Consider the following 17,221-nt stretch of genomic DNA (forward strand, 5'->3'; position numbering starts at 1 on the left):
ATAGTGGTCTAATCGTCACGTGGAGCGACGATTGTACGTGCTCGCGGCCACGGCGTTCATCGTGGCGGCCGTGCTGGGCAGCGCCTGGATCACCGGCCAGTTCACGACACCGGCGGTGGACCGTGCCAACGGCTACGTCAGCGAGCTCGCCGCCCGTGACCAGCCGTGGACGCGCCTGTTCCGGGTGAGCGACGCGCTCGCGGGGCTGTCCTGCCTGCTCGGCGTGGCGCTGGCGCCGCGCGTGGAGGGGGAGGGGCCGGGGTGGGCGGCGCTGGCCGCGTACGGGCTGCTCCTGGCGGTGGGGGCGGCGCTGCCGCTGGACTGCGCGGTGCTCAGCGATCCCGGCTGCGGCGAGACCTGGCCGCCGCCGAGCCGGCTCGCGCACCTGGCGGCCGGCGCGCTGTGCACGGCCTCGGCGCTGTCCGCCATGGCGTTGCTCGCGGCGCGGTGGCGGGCCCGTACGGCCTGGGTGATGACCGCACTGGCGGTCGCCGCCACGGCGCTGATCGGGGTCGCGCTGGCCGCGGGGCGCGGCGCGGGCCTCGCCGACCGCGCCCTGCTCACGCTCGTCGCCGTCTGGCTCGTGTACGTGGCGCTGCGCCTGCTCGTCGCCGAGTGGCCGGTCACCGCGCACGGCCCCCCGCACGTGGTCGAGGAGGGCGACGGCCCCGTCGTGCTCGTCACCGGAGGCCAGGCCGGCGCCTGGTTCCACTGGGACGCGGTGGCGCGCGGGCTGTCCGGCGCCCGCCGGGTCATCCGCTTCGACCGGCCGGGGCTCGGGCTGAGCCCGCGCTCGCCGGCCCCGCCCAGCCTGTACGCCGAGGCCGCCCGCCTGGCCGCGCTCGCCCCCGCGCACCCCGAACGGGTCACCGTCGTCGCTCAGGGGGTGGCGTGCTGGCACGCGGAGGCGTTCGCGCGGCTGCATCCGCTGTGCGTGGCGGCGCTCGTGCTGGTCGAGCCGGCCTGCCCGGACCGGCGGCAGCCGCCCGCGGCCGCGCACGCGCTCGGCCGGTGCCTGCCCGCGCTCGGCGGCACGTGGGGCGCGGCGGCGCTGGCCCGCCTGACCGGCCCGGCCGCGCACCGGCGGCTGACCGGGATGCCGGACCCGCACGACGTCTACCGCATGGGCAAGGTGCCGGTCGCGGTGGCGGGGGAGTGGCTGGCCCGCCGCGGCATGGCCGCCGACCTGCGCCGTCTGCGCGCGGACAAGCCGCTGCCCGAGGTGCCGGTGACCGTGCTCGCCGCGGGCCGCGACGACGGCTGCGCCCGGCGGCTGGCCGCCGAGCTGGGCGGCCGGCTGGTCCGCGCGCCGCACGCCCGCCGCCGCCTCCAGCTCCGCGATCCCCGGATGATCGTGGACGCGGTCCTGGCCACGGGGTGAGCGGCGCGCGACAATGGCGGCGGGCACCGAGCCGGAGTCCTGGGAGGACGCCATCGTGGACATCACCGTCGTCGGGGAGGGCGCGGTCCTGGCCGCGCCGGACGTCCTGCGCCTGTACGCGGGCGTGGAGGCCCGCAGGCAGTCGGCCGCGGAGGCGTTCACCGCGGCCCGCGCCGCCGCCGCCCGCCTGGCCGGGGCGCTGCGCGAGGAGGGCGTCGCGGACGAGGACGTACGCACCGTCGAGCTGTCGCTCGGCCCCGAGTACGAGTCCTACCCCAAGGTGTCGGCCTACCGCGCGGCGCAGGGCGTCGAGGTCGTGGTGCGCGACCTGGCGCGGGCCGACCGGCTGATCGACACGGTCGCCGGGGTGGGAGAGGAGGCCCGGCTGAACGGGATGGCGTTCGAGGTGTCCGACCCGGCCGCCGCCCTCGCCGAGGCGAGGACGCGGGCCTTCCGCGACGCCGCCGCCAAGGCCGCCAGGTACGCCGAGCTGGCCGGCCGCCCGCTCGGCCGGGTGGTGTCGGTCGCCGAGGACGTCAGGGGCGGCGGCCCGCAGCCGCTGACGTTCGCGGCCGCGGGCGTCGCCGAGGACCGGTCCTCGCTCGCCCCCGGCCGCCAGAGCCTCGCGGTGACGGTCAGGGTCGGCTACGAGTTCGCCCAGTGACGGTCTACGGCAGGGCGAGCATCCGGTCGAGGGCGACCCGCGCCCAGTGGGCGGTGTCGGGGTCGACCGTGATCTGGTTGACGACCTCGCCCAGCACCAGCGACTCCAGCGCCCACACCAGGTGGGGCAGGTCGATCCTGTTCATGGTCGAGCAGTAGCAGACCGTGCGGTCCAGGAACGACACGTTCTTGTCGGGGAACATCGCCGCCAGCCGCTTGACCAGGTTGAGCTCGGTGCCGACGGCCCAGCTCGACCCGGCGGGGGCGGCCTCCAGCGTCTTGATGATGTACTCGGTCGAGCCGACCTGGTCGGCCTTGAGCACGACCTCGTGCCGGCACTCGGGGTGCACCAGGACGTTGACGCCGGGGATGCGGGCCCGTACGTCGTCCACCGACTCGGCCGTGAAGCGGCCGTGCACCGAGCAGTGGCCGCGCCACAGGATCATCTTCGCCCGGTCGAGCTGCTCGCGGGTCAGGCCGCCGTCCGGCCGGTGCGGGTTCCACACCACGCAGTCGTCGAGCGTCATGCCCATCTCCAGCACCGCCGTGTTGCGCCCGAGGTGCTGGTCGGGCAGGAACAGCACCTTCTCGCCCCGCTCGAAGGCCCAGTCGAGGGCCCGGCGGGCGTTGGAGGAGGTGCAGACGACGCCGCCGTTGCGGCCGCAGAACGCCTTGATGTCGGCGCTGGAGTTCATGTACGTGACCGGCACCACCCGCTCGGCCAGCCCGGCGTCCTCCAGCGCCTCCCAGCACTCCTCGACCTGGTCGAAGGTGGCCATGTCGGCCATCGAGCAGCCGGCCGCCAGGTCGGGCAGGACGACCTTCTGGGCGTCGCCGGTCAGGATGTCGGCGGACTCGGCCATGAAGTGCACGCCGCAGAAGACGATGTACTCCGCCTCCGGTCGCGCCGCCGCCTGCTGGGCGAGCTTGAAGGAGTCACCCGTCACGTCGGCGAACTGGATGACCTCGTCGCGCTGGTAGTGGTGGCCGAGCACGAACAGCCGGTCGCCCAGCGTCTCCTTGGCCTTGCGGGCGCGCTCCACCAGCCCCGGGTCCGAGGCGGGCGGCAGCTCGCCGGGGCAGTCGACGCCCTGCTCGCTGTGCGGATCGGCGCCCCGGCCCAGCACGAAGAGCGGAAGCCCAGTCTCGGTGGCCATGGCCACACTCCCCTCATGAGGCACTTATCGTCAGAAAGACGATACTCACTATGACACACGGAGGAAGCCGGTTGTTCCCTGAGGTGGGGGACCCGGGAATGTGTGGCATGGCCCGGGTGTTGGTAGCGTCATTAGGTAGGACGTCGAGAACAAGACAGCCCCAGTTAGGGAGTCAGCGAGATGACGGTTGAGAGCAGCGAGACCACGACGCAGGGCCTGATCCTGACCGACGCGGCCGCCGCGAAGGTCAAGAGCCTGCTTGAGCAGCAGGGCGAGGAAGGGCTGCAGCTTCGGGTCGCGGTGCAGCCGGGCGGTTGCTCCGGCCTGCGCTACCAGCTCTTCTTCGACGATCGTTCGATGGACGGCGACGTGGTGTCGGAGTTCGGCGGCGTCAACGTGGTCACCGACCGGATGAGCGCTCCTTATCTCATGGGCGCCTCCATCGACTTCGTCGACACGATCGAGAAGCAGGGGTTCACCATCGACAACCCCAACGCCACCGGCTCCTGCGCCTGTGGCGACTCGTTCAACTAGCCGGCGCCGCCAGGGTCCCGCTCGCCTTTGTGCGCGCGGGACCTTCGCGTATTCTCGGGGGGCTTATTGGCCTGCTGACAACGAGGAAGAAGAATCCCGTGCGCATCGCCGTCACCGGCTCCATCGCGACAGACCATCTGATGACGTTCCCCGGCAGTTTCGGCGAGCAGCTCATCGCCGAACAGCTCGACCGGGTGTCACTGTCGTTCCTGGTCGACGATCTGCAGATCCGGCGCGGCGGCTGCGCCGCCAACATCGCCTTCGGCATGGGCTGCCTCGGCCTGCGGCCCGTCCTGGTGGGAGCCGTCGGCAACGACTTCGCCGACTACCGGTCCTGGCTGGAGCGCCACGGGGTCGACTGCGACTCGGTGCACGTCTCGGAGACCCGGCACACGGCGCGCTTCCTGTGCACCACTGACGAGCACCACAACCAGATCGCCTCCTTCTACACCGGGGCGATGGCCGAGGCGCGGCTCATCGAGCTCAAGCCGGTCGCCGACCGCCTCGGCGGGCTCGACCTCGTGCTCATCAGCCCCAACGACCCCGACGCGATGCTGCGGCACACCGACGAGTGCCGCCAGCGCGGCATCCCGTTCGCGGCCGACATCTCCCAGCAGCTCGCCCGCATGGAGGACGGCCAGATTCGCCAGCTCGTCGACGGCGCCGCCTACCTGTTCTCCAACGACTACGAGAAGGGCCTGATCGAGCAGAAGACCGGCTGGTCCGACGAGGAGATCCTGTCCAGGGTCGGTGTGCGGATCACCACGCTCGGCCCCAAGGGCGCCGTCATCGACCGTGCCGGCAAGCCCTCGATCCAGGTCGCGCCCTCGCCCGAGCGCGGCAAGGCCGACCCCACCGGCGTCGGCGACGCCTTCCGCGCCGGCTTCCTGTCCGCGCTGGCCTGGGGCCTGTCGCTGGAGCGCTGCGGCCAGGTCGGCAACCTCACCGCCACGCACGTGCTGGAGCGGGTGGGCGGCCAGGAGTACGAGCTCGGCCAGGCGACCTTCCTGGAGCGCTTCGCCGCCGCCTACGGCGCGGACGCGGCGGCCGAGGTCGGCGCGCACGTCCGCTGCCACCACCCGTAGCCGCCGGGAACGAGAAACGCCCCCGCCGGAGGCGGGGGCGTTCCGTGCGGCTCCTCAGTCGCCGTACACGCGGTGCACGAACTCGGCGAGCTGGTCGTCAGGCAGGTGCTGGGCCAGGTCGGCCTCGCTGATCATGCCGACGATCCGGTCGCCGTCCATCACCGGCAGGCGCTTGATGCGGTGCTCCTCCATGCGCGCCAGCGCCTCCTCGACGCTGGTGTCCGCGCTCACCCACACCAGGCCCGTCGCCAGCTCGCCGGCCGTCACCTGCGACGGGTCGTGGCCCGCCGCCACGCACTTCACCACGATGTCGCGGTCGGTGATGATGCCCGTCACCCGCTCGTCAGGACCGCACACCGGCAGCGCGCCCACCCCGTGGGTGCGCATCAGCTGCGCCGCCCGGTCGAGCGTCTCGTGCGCGCCGATGCACTCGGCTCCCGTGCTCATCACGTCGCGGGCGGTCTCGCGTCCGCTGGTCATGGCTCACCCCCGGTCGATCTGCTTTCCGTACGGGGAGCCCCTACCCACCCAAAACGGATAAATCAGTAATTTCGCCTCACGTGTATCGCCCAGCCGCCCCCCGGCAGCTCGTACGAGCCGACATGGCGGTGCGACTTCAGCCGGCACCAGGCCGGCACGTCGTTGTAGGCCGCCGGATCGTCGGCCAGCACCGCCACCACCGCGTTCAGCGGCACGGCGTTGATCTGCTCGGCCAGCATGATGATCGGGATCGGGCACTTCTTGCCGAGCGCGTCGATCGTCAAAGCCGGCTGCGTAACCTCGGTCATGCGACTCCTGCGTCCTGGCGGATGCGGCGCACCAGCTCGGGCAGCACGCCGAGGAACCTGTCGACCTCGGCCGCCGAAGCGCCCCTGGGCAGTGACACCCGGACATTGCCATGCGTGAGCACGCCCATCGCTTCGAGGACGTGCGATGGACGAAGCGTACTAGCGGTGCACGAGCTCCCGGACGACACGGCGAAGCCCGCCCGGTCGAGCTCGGTGAGCAGGGCCTCGCCGTCGACGTAGAGGCAGGAGAAGGTGACGATGTGCGGCGCCCGGTCCACCGGGTCGCCGATCACCTCCACGTCCGGGACGATCCCCGGCACCGTCTCCCTGATCCTGTCCACCAGCGCCGACAGCCGCGCCTGCTCCTCGGCCGCCTCCGCGGCCGTCGCGCGCAGCGCCGCCGCGGCGGCCACGATCGCCGGGACGTTCTCGAAGCCCGGCACCCGCCGCCGCTCCCGCTCGTCCTCGGGCAGGAACGAGCGGAACCTGGTGCCCTTGCGCACCGCCAGCACGCCCACCCCGGCCGGGCCGCCCCACTTGTGCGCGCTGGCGGTCAGCACCGACCAGCCCGCGGGGACCGGCATGCGCCCGGCCGTCTGGGCGGCGTCCACCAGCAGGGGCACGCCGTGCTCGCGGCAGGCCGCGGCGGCCTCGGCGACCGGCTGCGCGGTGCCCACCTCGTGGTTGGCCGTCTGCAGGCAGGCCAGGGTGGTGTCAGGGCGCGCGACCGCCGCCGCGAAGCGGGCCGGATCGACCCGGCCGGTCAGATCGACGCCCACGGTCTCGACCGTGCCGCCCTCGCGTTCGTGCAGCTGGGCCGCGTGCAGCACGCTGGAGTGCTCGACCGCGGAGGTCACCAGGTGGCGTCCGGCCCTGCGCCTTCCGTGTAGGGTGCCGAGGACGCCGAGATGCACGGCCTGCGTGCCGGACGCGGTGAACGACACCTCGTCCGCGCGTGCGCCGAGCACCTCGGCGACCTCCGTGCGGGCCTGCTCAAGCAGCAGGTGCGCGCGGCGGGCCTGGCCGTACAGTCTCGCGGGATCGGCCCAGCCGGCATCGATCGCCGCCAGCAGCGCCTCGCGCGCCTGCGGGTGGAGCGGCTCGCTCGAGGCCGCGTCGAAATACGCCACGAGACCAATCGTCCCACTTGCGGCGCCACTGAGGGGTCGCGCGGTGGGGCGGGCCACCTGCACGCTAATGTGTTCTGCATTCAGTTGTGCATGGGAAATACGAGCACCCGAGGGAAAGACCCTTGGGCTTCATCTGTGGGGTAGGCGATCCGTGAGTCCGACTCGCCGTACGCGGCGTTCGTTGGCCCGGCGCAGGGTGCCACGCGCCGCCGCTCTGGCGTTGCTGCTGGCCACTGCTACGGCGTGTGCTAATGACGTGCCCGAGGCCAACTGGTCTCGTGGCTTGCTTCCCGACCACGTCACCGAGCAGGGCGGCATAGTCCAGTCCCTGTGGAACGGGGCCTGGATCGCCGCGCTCGCCACGGGCGCCGTCGTCATCGTCCTGATTCTGTGGGCTTCCTTCTTCCACCGGAAGCGCCGGGCCAAGGCCGACCTGCCGCCGCAGGTGCGCTACAACCTGCCGATCGAGATGCTTTACACCTTGATCCCGCTGGTCATGGTGTCGGTGTTCTTCTTCTTCACCGCCCGCGACAGCGAGGCCCTGGCGAAGGTGAGCGGCAACGCGCCCGTCAAGGTCAAGGTGGAGGCGTTCCAGTGGAGCTGGCGCTTCACGACGACGTACAACGGCAAGACCTCGAAGCCGGTCGCCGGCACGCCGGTGCACGACTACCACCAGGGCCCGCAGCTCGTCCTCCCGGTCAACCAGGAGATCGAGTTCGACCTGCAGACGGACGACGTCATCCACTCCTTCTGGGTGCCGGAGTTCCTGTTCAAGCGTGACATCATCCCCGGCATCCCCGAGGGCAACCCGGGCCGGAAGTTCCAGATCAAGACCCTGGACAAGCCGGGCGTCTACGCCGGGCGCTGCGCCGAGCTGTGCGGTGTCGACCACAGCCGCATGCTGTTCTCCGTCAAGCTCGTCTCGCAGCGAGAGTTCGACCAGTACATCGCGACAAACCAGGCTGGGAGCGCCCAGTGACCGCCATCCAAGAACCACCCGTCCGCACCGCGGTGATCCGGCCCGTGACCAAGGGCCAGATCATTGCGAAGTGGATGTCGTCCACTGATCACAAGATCATTGGGCACATGTACCTCATCACGTCGTTCGCGTTCTTCCTGATCGGCGGCGTGATGGCGCTGATCATGCGGGCGGAGCTGGCGCAGCCGGGGCTGCAGTTCACCAGCAACGAGCAGTTCAACCAGCTGTTCACCATGCACGGCACGATCATGCTGCTCATGTTCGCGACGCCGCTGTTCGCCGGCTTCGCCAACGAGCTCATGCCGCTGCAGATCGGCGCCCCCGACGTGGCCTTCCCGCGGCTCAACATGGTGAGCTACTGGCTCTACCTGTTCGGCAGCCTCATCGCGGTCTCCGGCTTCTTCACCCCGGGCGGCGCGGCCTCCTTCGGCTGGTTCGCCTACACGCCGCTGTCCAACGCGATCAACTCGCCCGGCATCGGCGGCGACCTGTGGATCATGGGCCTCGCGCTGTCCGGCCTCGGCACGATCCTCGGCGCGGTCAACTTCATCACCACGATCATCTGCATGCGCGCCCCCGGCATGACGATGTTCCGGATGCCGATCTTCACCTGGAACATCCTGCTGACCAGCATGCTCGTGCTGATGGCCTTCCCGGTGCTGGCCGCCGCGCTGCTCGCGCTGGAGTCCGACCGCAAGCTCGGCACGCACATCTTCACCTCGGAGAACGGCGGGGCGCTGCTGTGGCAGCACCTGTTCTGGTTCTTCGGGCATCCCGAGGTCTACATCATCGCGCTGCCGTTCTTCGGCATCGTCACCGAGATCCTGCCGGTCTTCAGCCGTAAGCCGATCTTCGGTTACATCAGCCTCGTGGGCGCGACCATCGCGATCGCGGGTCTGTCCATCACGGTCTGGGCGCACCACATGTTCCCGACCGGTCAGGTCCTGTTGCCGTTCTTCTCGTTCATGACGTTCCTCATCGCGGTGCCGACGGGCGTGAAGTTCTTCAACTGGATCGGCACGATGTGGCGGGGGCACCTGAGCTTCGAGTCGCCGATGCTGTTCTCGGTCGGCTTCCTCATCACGTTCCTCCTGGGCGGCCTGACGGGCGTCATCCTGGCCTCGCCGCCGCTCGACTTCCACATCAGCGACACCTACTTCGTCGTCGCCCACTTCCACTACGTGGTCTTCGGCACCGTCGTGTTCGCCATGTTCGCGGGCTTCTACTTCTGGTGGCCCAAGTTCACCGGCAAGATGCTCAACGACAAGCTGGGCAAGCTGCACTTCTGGCTGCTGTTCATCGGCTTCCACGCCACGTTCCTGGTGCAGCACTGGCTCGGCGTGGCGGGCTTCCCCCGCCGTTACGCCGACTACAGCGCGGCCGACAAGTTCACCGACCTCAACATGATCTCGTCGGTGGGCGCGTTCGTCCTCGGCCTGTCCACGCTGCCGTTCTTCTACAACGTCTGGAAGACCTGGCGCAGCGCGCCCAAGGTCACCGTGGACGACCCGTGGGGCTACGGCGGCTCGCTGGAGTGGGCCACGTCCTGCCCGCCGCCGCGGCACAACTTCACCTCGCTGCCGCCCATCCGGTCCGAGCGTCCCGCGTTCGACCTGCGTTTCCCGCACACGTCCGCACACTCGTCGCACAAGAGCGCCACGGCTGACAAGCCGGCCGGGGAGGTCGAGGCCTGATGAAGGTCCAGGGTTGGCTGTTCCTGCTGTGCGGGCTGTTCTTCGCCGGCGTCGACGTCGCCTACTGGTTCTGGACCAAGGCGTCGACGGGCGTGGGTGAGCCGGTCGGCACCACCGCGATGGCCATCTCGGTCGGCTTCGCGTTCATGGTCGGCTACTACCTGATGTTCACCGCGCGGCGCATCGGCCCGCAGCCGGAGGACAACAAGCAGGCCGACATCAGCGACGGCGCGGGCGAGATCGGCTTCTTCAGCCCGAGCAGCTGGTGGCCGCTGTTCCTGTGCCTGGCGGCGGCCTTCGCCTTCGCCGGGTTCGTGATCGGCTTCTGGATGTTCCTGATCGGGCTCTTCCTGGTCATCATGGCCATGATCGGGTTCGTCTTCCAGTACTACCGGGGCAACTTCTCGCACTGAGCGGTGCCCGGCCACGGAGCGGGCGTCTTCCCACTTGGGGGATGGCGTCCGCTTTTTGGCGTTCTTTACCAGTGTCCGGATGCGCCTATTCGGTCACTCAGGGTAATAAAGGAGGTAGAAGCGGACCGATCTTCGGCGAGGGAGTGACTCTTGGAGCGCGGACCTTATGGAAAGGCCGGCCTGCTGGCCGTTGCCCTGCTGGCGGCCTGCTCGGCGTGTTCGGCGGGCGACGGCGGGAAGGACACGACCGCCATGGCCGGCGGGGTTCGTCCGGCGTCGGTGACGTTCTCGCCCCGCGACAAGAGCGCGAACGTGCCCACCGACCAGACCGTGGTCGTCGCGGCCTCCGGCGGGAAGCTGACCGGCGTCCGCGTGGACGGCGGCAAGGCGGGCAAGCTGCCGGGCGTCCTCAGTTCCGACGGCACCCGCTGGCGCAGCACCGCCACCGCCCGCCCCGGCGCCTCCTACACGGTCACCGCGGTCTCGGTGGACGCGTCGGGCAAGCGGAGCGAGACCACCAGCACGTTCACGACCGTGAAGGGCAAGGGCACGTTCGACATCGCGAACATCACCCCGAACAAGGACGACACGGGCCTGACGGTCGGCGTCGGCATGCCCATCATGATCACCTTCGACAAGCCGGTCACCGACCGCGTCGCGATCGAGCGCAACCTCGTCGTACGCAGCAGCAAGCCGGTCGAGGGCGCCTGGCACTGGTTCGACTCCTCGCACGTGGACTTCCGTCCCCAGGAGTACTGGCCGGCCCACACGAAGGTGCGGCTTGAGGCCAAGCTGGCCGGCGTCCAGGGCGCCCCCGGCCTGTACGGCAAGCGCGACGTGAAGCTCGACTTCAAGATCGGCCGTTCGCAGATCACCAAGGGCAGCACCGACGAGCACGTGCTGTACGTGCGCCGCGACGGCAAGCGCATCCGCACCATGCCGATGAGCGCCGGCCAGGGCGGCCAGTGGAAGTACTACACCACCTCGGGCATCCACCTCGCGATGTCCCGCGAGCCGGTCACCGTCATGACCTCGCCGGGCATCGGCCCCGGCCAGTCCGGCTACTACCAGCTCACCGTCTACAACACCGTGCGCATCTCCAACAGCGGCGAGTACGTCCACAGCGCCCCGTGGTCGGTCGGCTCCCAGGGCAACTCCAACGTCAGCCACGGCTGCGTGAACGTCAGCCCGGAGAACGCCGCCTGGTTCATCAAGAACACCCTGATCGGCGATCCCATCATCATCACCGGCAGCCCGCGCAAGCTGGAGCCGACGAACGGCTGGGGCCACTGGCAGGAGAAGTGGCACGAGTGGCTGAAGTGGAGCACGCTCAAGGCCGGCCCCACCATAACGTTCTGAGCACGAAAAACCGCACGAAACGCTGCACGAAAAAGGCGCGCTTCCCTTCCGGGAGCGCGCCTTCGCCGTGGAAGGGCTCAGCAGGAGCCGCTGACCTCCACCCAGCGCTCCAGGACGGCCTTGGCGGCCCCTGAGTCGACCGCCTGGGCCGCGCGATCGTAACCGGCCCTCATGGACGCGTCCAGGTCGTCCCCGGGCCCCTCGTGGGCCACCAGGGCCGCGGCGGCGTTGAGCAGCACCGCGTCGCGCACCGGGCCGCTCTCGCCGCTCAGCACGTCGTGCACGGCCTTGGCGTTGAAGGCCACGTCGCCGCCGCGCAGCGCGCCCACGTCGGCGCGGGGGATGCCGAGGACCCGCGGGTCGAACGTGGTCTGCGTGGCCGCGCCGTCCCTGACCACCCAGACGGTGGAGGTGCCGGCGATGGTCAGCTCGTCGAGGCCGTCGTCGCCGCGGAAGACCAGGGCGCTGACGCCGCGCTCGGCGAAGACGCCGGCCATCACGGGCACCATGCGGGGGTCGTAGACGCCGATGGCCTGGGCGGTGGGCCGGGCCGGGTTGGTGAGCGGGCCGAGGAAGTTGAAGATCGTCGGGATGCCGATCTCCCTGCGGGTGGGACCGGCGAAGCGCAGCGCGGGGTGGTAGACCGGCGCGAAGCAGAACGCGATGCCCGCCTCGCCGGCCACGCGTGCGGTCTGCTCGGGCGTGAGGTCCAGGCGGATGCCCAGGTGCTCCAGGACGTCGGCGGCCCCGCACGAGGAGGAGGCGGCCCGGTTGCCGTGCTTGACCACGCGGGCGCCGGCCGCCGCGGTCACGATGGCGGCCATCGTCGAGACGTTGACGGTGTGGGCGCGGTCGCCGCCGGTGCCGACGATGTCGACCACGGGACCCTCGACCCGCAGCGGCGTGGCGAACTCCAGCATGGTGCGGGCCAGGCCCACGACCTCCGACACCGACTCGCCCTTGGCGCGCAGCGCGGTCACGAACCCCGCGATCTGGGAGGGCGTCGCGGTGCCGGACATGATCTCCCGCATCGCCCAGGCCGTCTCGTCCGAGGTGAGGTGCTCTCCCGCGAGGAGAGCCGACAGCAGGGCGGGCCAGGTCGTCCGGGAGTCCATGGGCACCTACTTAGCGTTGAGTCGGGTGGAATTGCGACGGCGCATGAGGTCGGCCACCGCGTCGGCCAGCACCATGGGCTCCAGGGGCTGGGGGACGACGGCGTCGGCCTTGGACCACTCGGCCAGCCAGCGGTCGTCGCGGCGGGCGATGAGCAGGCAGATGGGCGGGCAGTCGTAGACCTCGTCCTTCGCCTGGCGGGAGACGCCCATGCCGCCGGCGGGCTGGGTCTCGCCGTCGAGGACGGCCACGTCGATCTCCCCGGACCCCAGCCACTGGTGGACCTTCGGCTCGGTGGCGCACTCCACGATCTCGACCAGGGGCACGTCCGCCGCGGGCCGCCTGCCGATGGCCTGGATCACCTCAGCCCTCGTGGCGGCGTCGTCGCTGTAGACGAGGACCTTCATCGTGTCGTCGGTGCTGCCTGATGACGTCACTGTCGCGCTCACTATCGGTCGTAGCGGTATGGTCACCCTGGATCGTACCGGTGCTCCGGCGTGCAGACCCAGGCCGCCGCCCCGGAGGGGCGTTTTGCGGCAATTATCCCAGGTTGGTGGCCGGTTTGTACCTCCTAACGGGGGGTCGTGCGCCGGACCGACTCACAGAGCCGCAATAATGCTGCCCGTGGCGACAGCATCCGCAATAACTTCGACGACGACAGCACAGCCGTTCCGCAGACCCAACCTGGTCAGCGTCGGGACGATCGTCTGGCTGTCCTCTGAGCTCATGTTCTTCGCGGCGCTGTTCGCGATGTACTTCACCATCCGGTCGGTGAGCATCGGCAAGGGCCTCGACTGGGGTCCCGCGCTCCTGCCTGCAGGCGCGCACGCCGCCGAAGCCGCTCACCTGAACATCCCGTTCGCGACGGTCAACACGATCATCCTGGTGCTGTCGAGTGTGACGTGCCAGCTCGGCGTGTGGGCCGCGGAGAAGGGGCAGGTCGGCAAGCTCCGCTTCTGGTACATCGTCAGCTTCATCATGGGCGCGGTCTTCGTGGCCGGGCAGCTGTACGAGTACATGGAGCTGGCGTCAGAGGGCGCGACCCTGTCCGCTAACGCCTACACCTCGGTGTTCTACCTGACGACGGGCTTCCACGGCCTGCACGTGACCGGTGGCCTGATCGCGTTCCTGTTCATGCTGGGACGCACGTACGCCGCGAAGCGCTTCACGCATGAGCAGGCCACCAGCGCGATCGTCGTGTCCTACTACTGGCACTTCGTCGACGTCGTCTGGATCGGTCTTTTCGCGACCATCTACATCATTCGGTAAGGAACGGGATCTCTGTGACTAGGATCACCGCTTGGCGGCGGCATCCCCTCGCGAGATACGCCGTCCTGATTTTGGCGTTGTCGCTGGTCGGGATGGTATACGCCGCCTTTGTCCAGGCGGGTAAGCCTGCCGACGCGGCGATGGCGGCAGGCAAGGTCGATGACGTGGCCGAGGGCAAGAGCCTGTTCGTCGCGCACTGCGCGTCTTGCCACGGACTCAACGCGGAGGGCACCAACACCGCCCCCACGCTCGTCGGTGTCGGCGCCGCGGCGGTCGACTTCCAGATGAGCACCGGCCGCATGCCCGCGGCCAACCCCGGCCCCCAGGCCCCGCGCAAGCCGCTGGCCCGCTGGGTGGACGAGAACGCCATCCGGCAGATCTCGGCGTACGTGCAGTCGCTCGGCGGTGGCCCCCAGGTGCCCGGCGCCGAGCAGGTCGACGCCAAGCTCGGCGACGCCGGCCGCGGTGGCGAGCTGTTCCGCGCCAACTGCATCCAGTGCCACAACTGGGCGGGCGCGGGCGGCGCTCTGACGCAGGGCAAGTACGCCCCCAACCTCAACTCGGCGTCCCCGACGCAGATCTACGAGGCGATGATCACTGGCCCCCAGGCGATGCCGGTCTTCAACGACACGACGATCACGCCGGAAGAGAAGCGTGACATGATCGCCTACATCGTCCAGGTCCGTGAGCAGAAGGACCCGGGAGGCTTCGGCCTCGGGCGCATCGGCCCCGTGACGGAAGGCATCGCCGCGTGGGTGGTGGGCATCGTCGCCCTCGTACTCGCCGCCATCTGGATCACCGCGAAGAAGCGACAGAAGTCATGACTGACAACGAGCACGAGATCGAGCAGCCGGACGAGCGCGTCCCCAAGCGCGTCATCGGCACTCCCGCACCGGGCACCTCGATGCTCGGCGACGCGGCGGCGGCCGAGGCTGCCGGCAAGGACGTCCCCGGCGTGACGCTGCAGGACGAGGCGAAGGCCCGCAAGGCCGAGAAGATCGTGGCGCTCTGCTTCACGATCACCTTCCTCGCGGCGATCGCGTTCATCATCTCCTACGTGGTGTTCCAGGTGGGCACGCCCGAGTCGACGGGGGTCTCCAACCTCGCGCTGGGCGCCTCGCTCACCGTCGCCATCATGGGCCTGGCCGTCGGCATCGTCGTCTGGGTCCGGATGATCATGCCGAAGTACGCGCTCATCCAGGAGCGCCACGAGATGGCCTCCGACGAGGCCGACCGCGAGGTCGTCGCCGACACCTTCGTGCAGGGCGCCAACGAGAGCGGCTTCGTCAAGCGCAAGCTGCTGCGCCGCACCCTGCTGCTGGCCGCGGCCCCGCTGGGCCTGGTGCCGCTGGTGCTGCTGCGCGACCTGGACAACAGCAACATGCCGGGCGCGAAGTTCAACAAGCTGCTGCGTCACACGGTCTGGGGCGAGAAGACCAAGGAGGGCAAGCCGCTCAGGCTCGTCGTCGAGGGCACCGGCCAGCCCATCAGGGCCGCCGACTTCAACTCGCCCGGCGGCATCCTGTCGGTCGTCCCCGAGGGCTACGAGCACGACCTCAACGCCCTGGCCAAGGCCACGCTGATCCTGATCAAGTTCCGTCCCGAGGAGATCAAGGACGGGGTCAACAAGAACTGGATCCACGACGGCATCGTCGCCTACTCCAAGATCTGCACGCACGTGGGCTGCCCGGCCGCGCTCTACGAGCAGAACACCCACCACATCCTCTGCCCGTGCCACCAGTCGACGTTCGACGCCGCCGACGGCGCCAAGGTCATCTTCGGCCCGGCCGCGCGGCCGCTGCCGCAGCTGCCGATCACCGTTGACGACCAGGGCTACCTGATCGCCAAGGGCGACTTCAACGTGCCGGTCGGCCCGAGCTACTGGGAACGCGGCGACGCCGAGGCCGAGGCCAGAATGAAGGGAGGCCAGGCGTGAGCGGCGAACTGAACAAGGTGCCCAAGGGCATCGCGGGCCCGTCGACCTGGCTGGACGACCGGTTGGGCGGCGCCAACGCGCTCAAGCGCAACCTGCGCAAGATCTTCCCCGACCACTGGTCGTTCCTGCTGGGCGAGATCGCGCTCTACTCCTTCATCATCCTGCTGCTGACCGGCACGTTCCTGACGCTGTGGTTCAACCCCAGCATGACGGAGGTCGCCTACGACGGCCCCTACGCGCCGCTCAAGGGCGTCATGATGTCGGAGGCCTACGCCTCGGCGCTGGAGATCAGCTTCGAGGTCCGTGGTGGACTGCTCATGCGGCAGATGCACCACTGGGCGGCCCTGCTCTTCGTGGCCGGCATGACGGTCCACATGCTGCGGGTGTTCTTCACGGGCGCCTACCGCAAGCCGCGCGAGATCAACTGGCTGATCGGCGTGCTGCTGCTGAGCCTGGCACTGGTCGAGGGTCTGACCGGCTACTCGCTGCCCGACGACCTGCTGTCCGGCGCCGGTCTGCGCATCACGGAGGGCGTGGCGATCTCGCTGCCGCTGGTCGGCACGTACATCACGTTCTTCCTGTTCGGCGGCGAATATCCGGGCGAGGACATCATTCCGCGCTTCTACTCGCTGCACATCCTGCTCATCCCGGGCATCCTGCTGGCGCTGATCTCGGCCCACATGGTGCTCATGTGGGTGCAGAAGCACACGCAGATGCCGGGCAAGAGCCGCACCAACACCAACGTGGTCGGCGCGCCGTTCTACCCGGCCTTCATGGCCAAGGCGGGCGCGTACTTCCTGTTCACGTTCGGGGTGATCGCGGGTCTGGCGACGTTCGTCCAGATCAACCCGATCTGGCTGTTCGGGCCCTACACCCCGGCCGACATCTCGGCGGGATCGCAGCCCGACTGGTACATGGGCTTCCTGGAGGGCTCCCTGCGGCTCATGCCGCCGTGGGAGTGGAACCTCTTCGGGACGGCCCACGCGGGCACGCTGCCGCTGAGCGTCATCATCCCGGCGCTGGTGCCGCTCGGCCTCGTCATGACGGGCCTGGCGCTCTACCCGTTCCTCGAACAGTGGGTGACCGGCGACCGGCGTGAGCACCACGTCGCCGACCGCCCGCGCAACAACCCGCACCGCACCGCGATCGGCATTGCGGCGATGACGTTCTACGGCGTGCTGTGGCTGCTCGGCGCGAACGACGAGATCGCGGCGAACTTCCACATCAGCCTCAACTGGACGACCTACATCGGCAGGGCGCTGGTCTTCGTCGGTCCGGCGCTCGCCTACCTGATCACCTACCGCATGTGCCTCGGCCTGCAGCGCTCCGACGCCGCGATCATCTCGCACGGCGTGGAGTCGGGTGTCATCAAGCGGCTGCCGCACGGTGAGTTCATCGAGGTCCACACGCCGCCGGCGGACGACATCGAGGCCCACATGCGCGGCAAGCAGCCGGTGCTGATGCTCCCGGTGAAGGAGGACCGCGCGGGCATCCCGCCGAAGGGCATGCGCGGCCCGCTCGGCAAGCTGCGGGCGCGGATGTCCCGCGCGTACGGCGGGGAGAAGATCCCGCTGGACGACGGGCACGGCCACGGTCACGGCGACGAGCACGCCGCCATCGGCTCCGGCGGAGACGACGACCGCAGCCTCACCCACTGACCGCTCCGCGAACAGCATCGCCACACCGCGCGGGCCCGGACGACCACTGGTCGTCCGGGCCC

The 17,221-nt window shown here is 69.8% G+C and carries 18 protein-coding genes; 12 read left to right on the forward strand and 6 right to left on the reverse strand.

Annotation, left to right across the window (positions count from 1 at the left end; genetic code table 11):
• Positions 1–19: 19 nt before the first annotated feature.
• Positions 20–1,381, forward strand: a complete 1,362-nt coding sequence (locus AC27IY_RS25270; RefSeq protein ID WP_449944708.1) for an alpha/beta fold hydrolase — start codon at positions 20–22, stop codon at positions 1,379–1,381.
• A gap of 13 nt (positions 1,382–1,394) precedes the next feature.
• The gene (locus tag AC27IY_RS25275; protein WP_423452815.1) at positions 1,395–2,045 is read left to right on the forward strand and encodes an SIMPL domain-containing protein; all 651 of its coding nucleotides are present in this window, start codon (positions 1,395–1,397) and stop codon (positions 2,043–2,045) included.
• 4 nt (positions 2,046–2,049) lie between these two features.
• Here AC27IY_RS25275 and nadA read toward each other — a convergent pair whose 3' ends face one another.
• Positions 2,050–3,201, reverse strand: coding sequence for a quinolinate synthase NadA (gene nadA / locus AC27IY_RS25280; RefSeq protein ID WP_423452814.1), 1,152 nt, complete (start codon positions 3,199–3,201; stop codon positions 2,050–2,052).
• A 180-nt stretch (positions 3,202–3,381) separates the two neighbouring features.
• Here nadA and erpA point away from each other — a divergent pair, with 180 nt between their 5' ends.
• The gene (erpA, locus tag AC27IY_RS25285) at positions 3,382–3,735 is read left to right on the forward strand and encodes an iron-sulfur cluster insertion protein ErpA (RefSeq protein WP_242381778.1); all 354 of its coding nucleotides are present in this window, start codon (positions 3,382–3,384) and stop codon (positions 3,733–3,735) included.
• Positions 3,736–3,833: 98 nt separating this feature from the next.
• Positions 3,834–4,820, forward strand: coding sequence for a carbohydrate kinase family protein (locus AC27IY_RS25290; protein ID WP_487179364.1), 987 nt, complete (start codon positions 3,834–3,836; stop codon positions 4,818–4,820).
• 54 nt (positions 4,821–4,874) lie between these two features.
• Here AC27IY_RS25290 and AC27IY_RS25295 read toward each other — a convergent pair whose 3' ends face one another.
• The 3 genes from AC27IY_RS25295 to AC27IY_RS25305 form a co-directional block, all read right to left on the reverse strand.
• A complete protein-coding gene (locus AC27IY_RS25295; RefSeq protein ID WP_364445706.1) occupies positions 4,875–5,300 on the reverse strand; it encodes a CBS domain-containing protein in 426 nt (141 codons plus the stop codon).
• A gap of 62 nt (positions 5,301–5,362) precedes the next feature.
• Positions 5,363–5,608 carry a sulfurtransferase TusA family protein gene (locus AC27IY_RS25300; protein WP_026214000.1) on the reverse strand — a complete coding sequence of 82 codons (246 nt, stop codon included), beginning with the start codon at positions 5,606–5,608 and terminating at the stop codon, positions 5,363–5,365.
• Positions 5,605–6,738, reverse strand: a complete 1,134-nt coding sequence (locus AC27IY_RS25305) for a cysteine desulfurase family protein (protein ID WP_487179365.1) — start codon at positions 6,736–6,738, stop codon at positions 5,605–5,607. Before AC27IY_RS25305 ends, AC27IY_RS25300 begins: the two co-directional genes overlap by 4 nt.
• Positions 6,739–6,934: 196 nt before the next feature.
• Between AC27IY_RS25305 and ctaC the strand changes: the two genes are divergently transcribed.
• The 4 genes from ctaC (at position 6,935) to AC27IY_RS25325 (ending at position 11,183) form a co-directional block, all read left to right on the forward strand.
• Positions 6,935–7,717 (forward strand): aa3-type cytochrome oxidase subunit II, encoded by a 783-nt coding sequence (gene ctaC / locus AC27IY_RS25310; RefSeq protein ID WP_449945407.1) that lies wholly within the window; start codon positions 6,935–6,937, stop codon positions 7,715–7,717.
• Entirely contained in the window at positions 7,714–9,411 is a 1,698-nt protein-coding gene (ctaD, locus tag AC27IY_RS25315; RefSeq protein WP_487179366.1) for an aa3-type cytochrome oxidase subunit I, read from the forward strand. The genes ctaC and ctaD overlap by 4 nt, the downstream gene beginning before the upstream one ends.
• A complete protein-coding gene (locus tag AC27IY_RS25320; RefSeq protein WP_329580828.1) occupies positions 9,411–9,824 on the forward strand; it encodes a cytochrome c oxidase subunit 4 in 414 nt (137 codons plus the stop codon). The genes ctaD and AC27IY_RS25320 overlap by 1 nt, the downstream gene beginning before the upstream one ends.
• Positions 9,825–9,974: 150 nt before the next feature.
• The gene (locus AC27IY_RS25325; RefSeq protein ID WP_423452811.1) at positions 9,975–11,183 is read left to right on the forward strand and encodes a L,D-transpeptidase; all 1,209 of its coding nucleotides are present in this window, start codon (positions 9,975–9,977) and stop codon (positions 11,181–11,183) included.
• A 77-nt stretch (positions 11,184–11,260) separates the two neighbouring features.
• Here the strand turns inward: AC27IY_RS25325 and trpD are convergent, their stop codons facing one another.
• On the reverse strand, positions 11,261–12,298 hold the full coding sequence (trpD, locus tag AC27IY_RS25330) for an anthranilate phosphoribosyltransferase (RefSeq protein ID WP_487179367.1): 1,038 nt from the start codon (positions 12,296–12,298) through the stop codon (positions 11,261–11,263).
• Between the two features lie 6 nt (positions 12,299–12,304).
• A complete protein-coding gene (locus AC27IY_RS25335) occupies positions 12,305–12,703 on the reverse strand; it encodes a hypothetical protein (protein ID WP_344215053.1) in 399 nt (132 codons plus the stop codon).
• 208 nt (positions 12,704–12,911) lie between these two features.
• Here AC27IY_RS25335 and ctaE point away from each other — a divergent pair, with 208 nt between their 5' ends.
• The 4 genes from ctaE to qcrB are packed head-to-tail and all read left to right on the forward strand — an operon-like array spanning position 12,912 to position 17,159.
• Positions 12,912–13,565 carry an aa3-type cytochrome oxidase subunit III gene (gene ctaE, locus AC27IY_RS25340; protein ID WP_329580819.1) on the forward strand — a complete coding sequence of 218 codons (654 nt, stop codon included), beginning with the start codon at positions 12,912–12,914 and terminating at the stop codon, positions 13,563–13,565.
• 14 nt (positions 13,566–13,579) lie between these two features.
• Positions 13,580–14,389 carry a cytochrome bc1 complex diheme cytochrome c subunit gene (gene qcrC / locus AC27IY_RS25345; protein ID WP_344214623.1) on the forward strand — a complete coding sequence of 270 codons (810 nt, stop codon included), beginning with the start codon at positions 13,580–13,582 and terminating at the stop codon, positions 14,387–14,389.
• Positions 14,386–15,501 carry a cytochrome bc1 complex Rieske iron-sulfur subunit gene (qcrA, locus tag AC27IY_RS25350; RefSeq protein WP_364445694.1) on the forward strand — a complete coding sequence of 372 codons (1,116 nt, stop codon included), beginning with the start codon at positions 14,386–14,388 and terminating at the stop codon, positions 15,499–15,501. Before qcrC ends, qcrA begins: the two co-directional genes overlap by 4 nt.
• A complete protein-coding gene (qcrB, locus tag AC27IY_RS25355) occupies positions 15,498–17,159 on the forward strand; it encodes a cytochrome bc1 complex cytochrome b subunit (RefSeq protein WP_423452809.1) in 1,662 nt (553 codons plus the stop codon). The genes qcrA and qcrB overlap by 4 nt, the downstream gene beginning before the upstream one ends.
• Positions 17,160–17,221 lie beyond the last annotated feature (62 nt).

The sequence above is a fragment of the Nonomuraea sp. B208 genome, assembly GCF_057536035.1.

Excerpts from the sequence above, each read along its gene's own strand:
- AC27IY_RS25275 (WP_423452815.1), top strand. The coding sequence starts at position 1,395 with ATGGCGGCGGGCACCGAGCCGGAGTCCTGGGAGGACGCCATCGTGGAC.
- nadA (WP_423452814.1), bottom strand. The coding sequence starts at position 3,201 with ATGGCCACCGAGACTGGGCTTCCGCTCTTCGTGCTGGGCCGGGGCGCC.
- erpA (WP_242381778.1), top strand. The coding sequence starts at position 3,382 with ATGACGGTTGAGAGCAGCGAGACCACGACGCAGGGCCTGATCCTGACC.
- AC27IY_RS25295 (WP_364445706.1), bottom strand. The coding sequence starts at position 5,300 with ATGACCAGCGGACGCGAGACCGCCCGCGACGTGATGAGCACGGGAGCC.
- AC27IY_RS25300 (WP_026214000.1), bottom strand. The coding sequence starts at position 5,608 with ATGACCGAGGTTACGCAGCCGGCTTTGACGATCGACGCGCTCGGCAAG.
- AC27IY_RS25320 (WP_329580828.1), top strand. The coding sequence starts at position 9,411 with ATGAAGGTCCAGGGTTGGCTGTTCCTGCTGTGCGGGCTGTTCTTCGCC.
- trpD (WP_487179367.1), bottom strand. The coding sequence starts at position 12,298 with ATGGACTCCCGGACGACCTGGCCCGCCCTGCTGTCGGCTCTCCTCGCG.
- AC27IY_RS25335 (WP_344215053.1), bottom strand. The coding sequence starts at position 12,703 with ATGAAGGTCCTCGTCTACAGCGACGACGCCGCCACGAGGGCTGAGGTG.
- ctaE (WP_329580819.1), top strand. The coding sequence starts at position 12,912 with ATGCTGCCCGTGGCGACAGCATCCGCAATAACTTCGACGACGACAGCA.
- qcrA (WP_364445694.1), top strand. The coding sequence starts at position 14,386 with ATGACTGACAACGAGCACGAGATCGAGCAGCCGGACGAGCGCGTCCCC.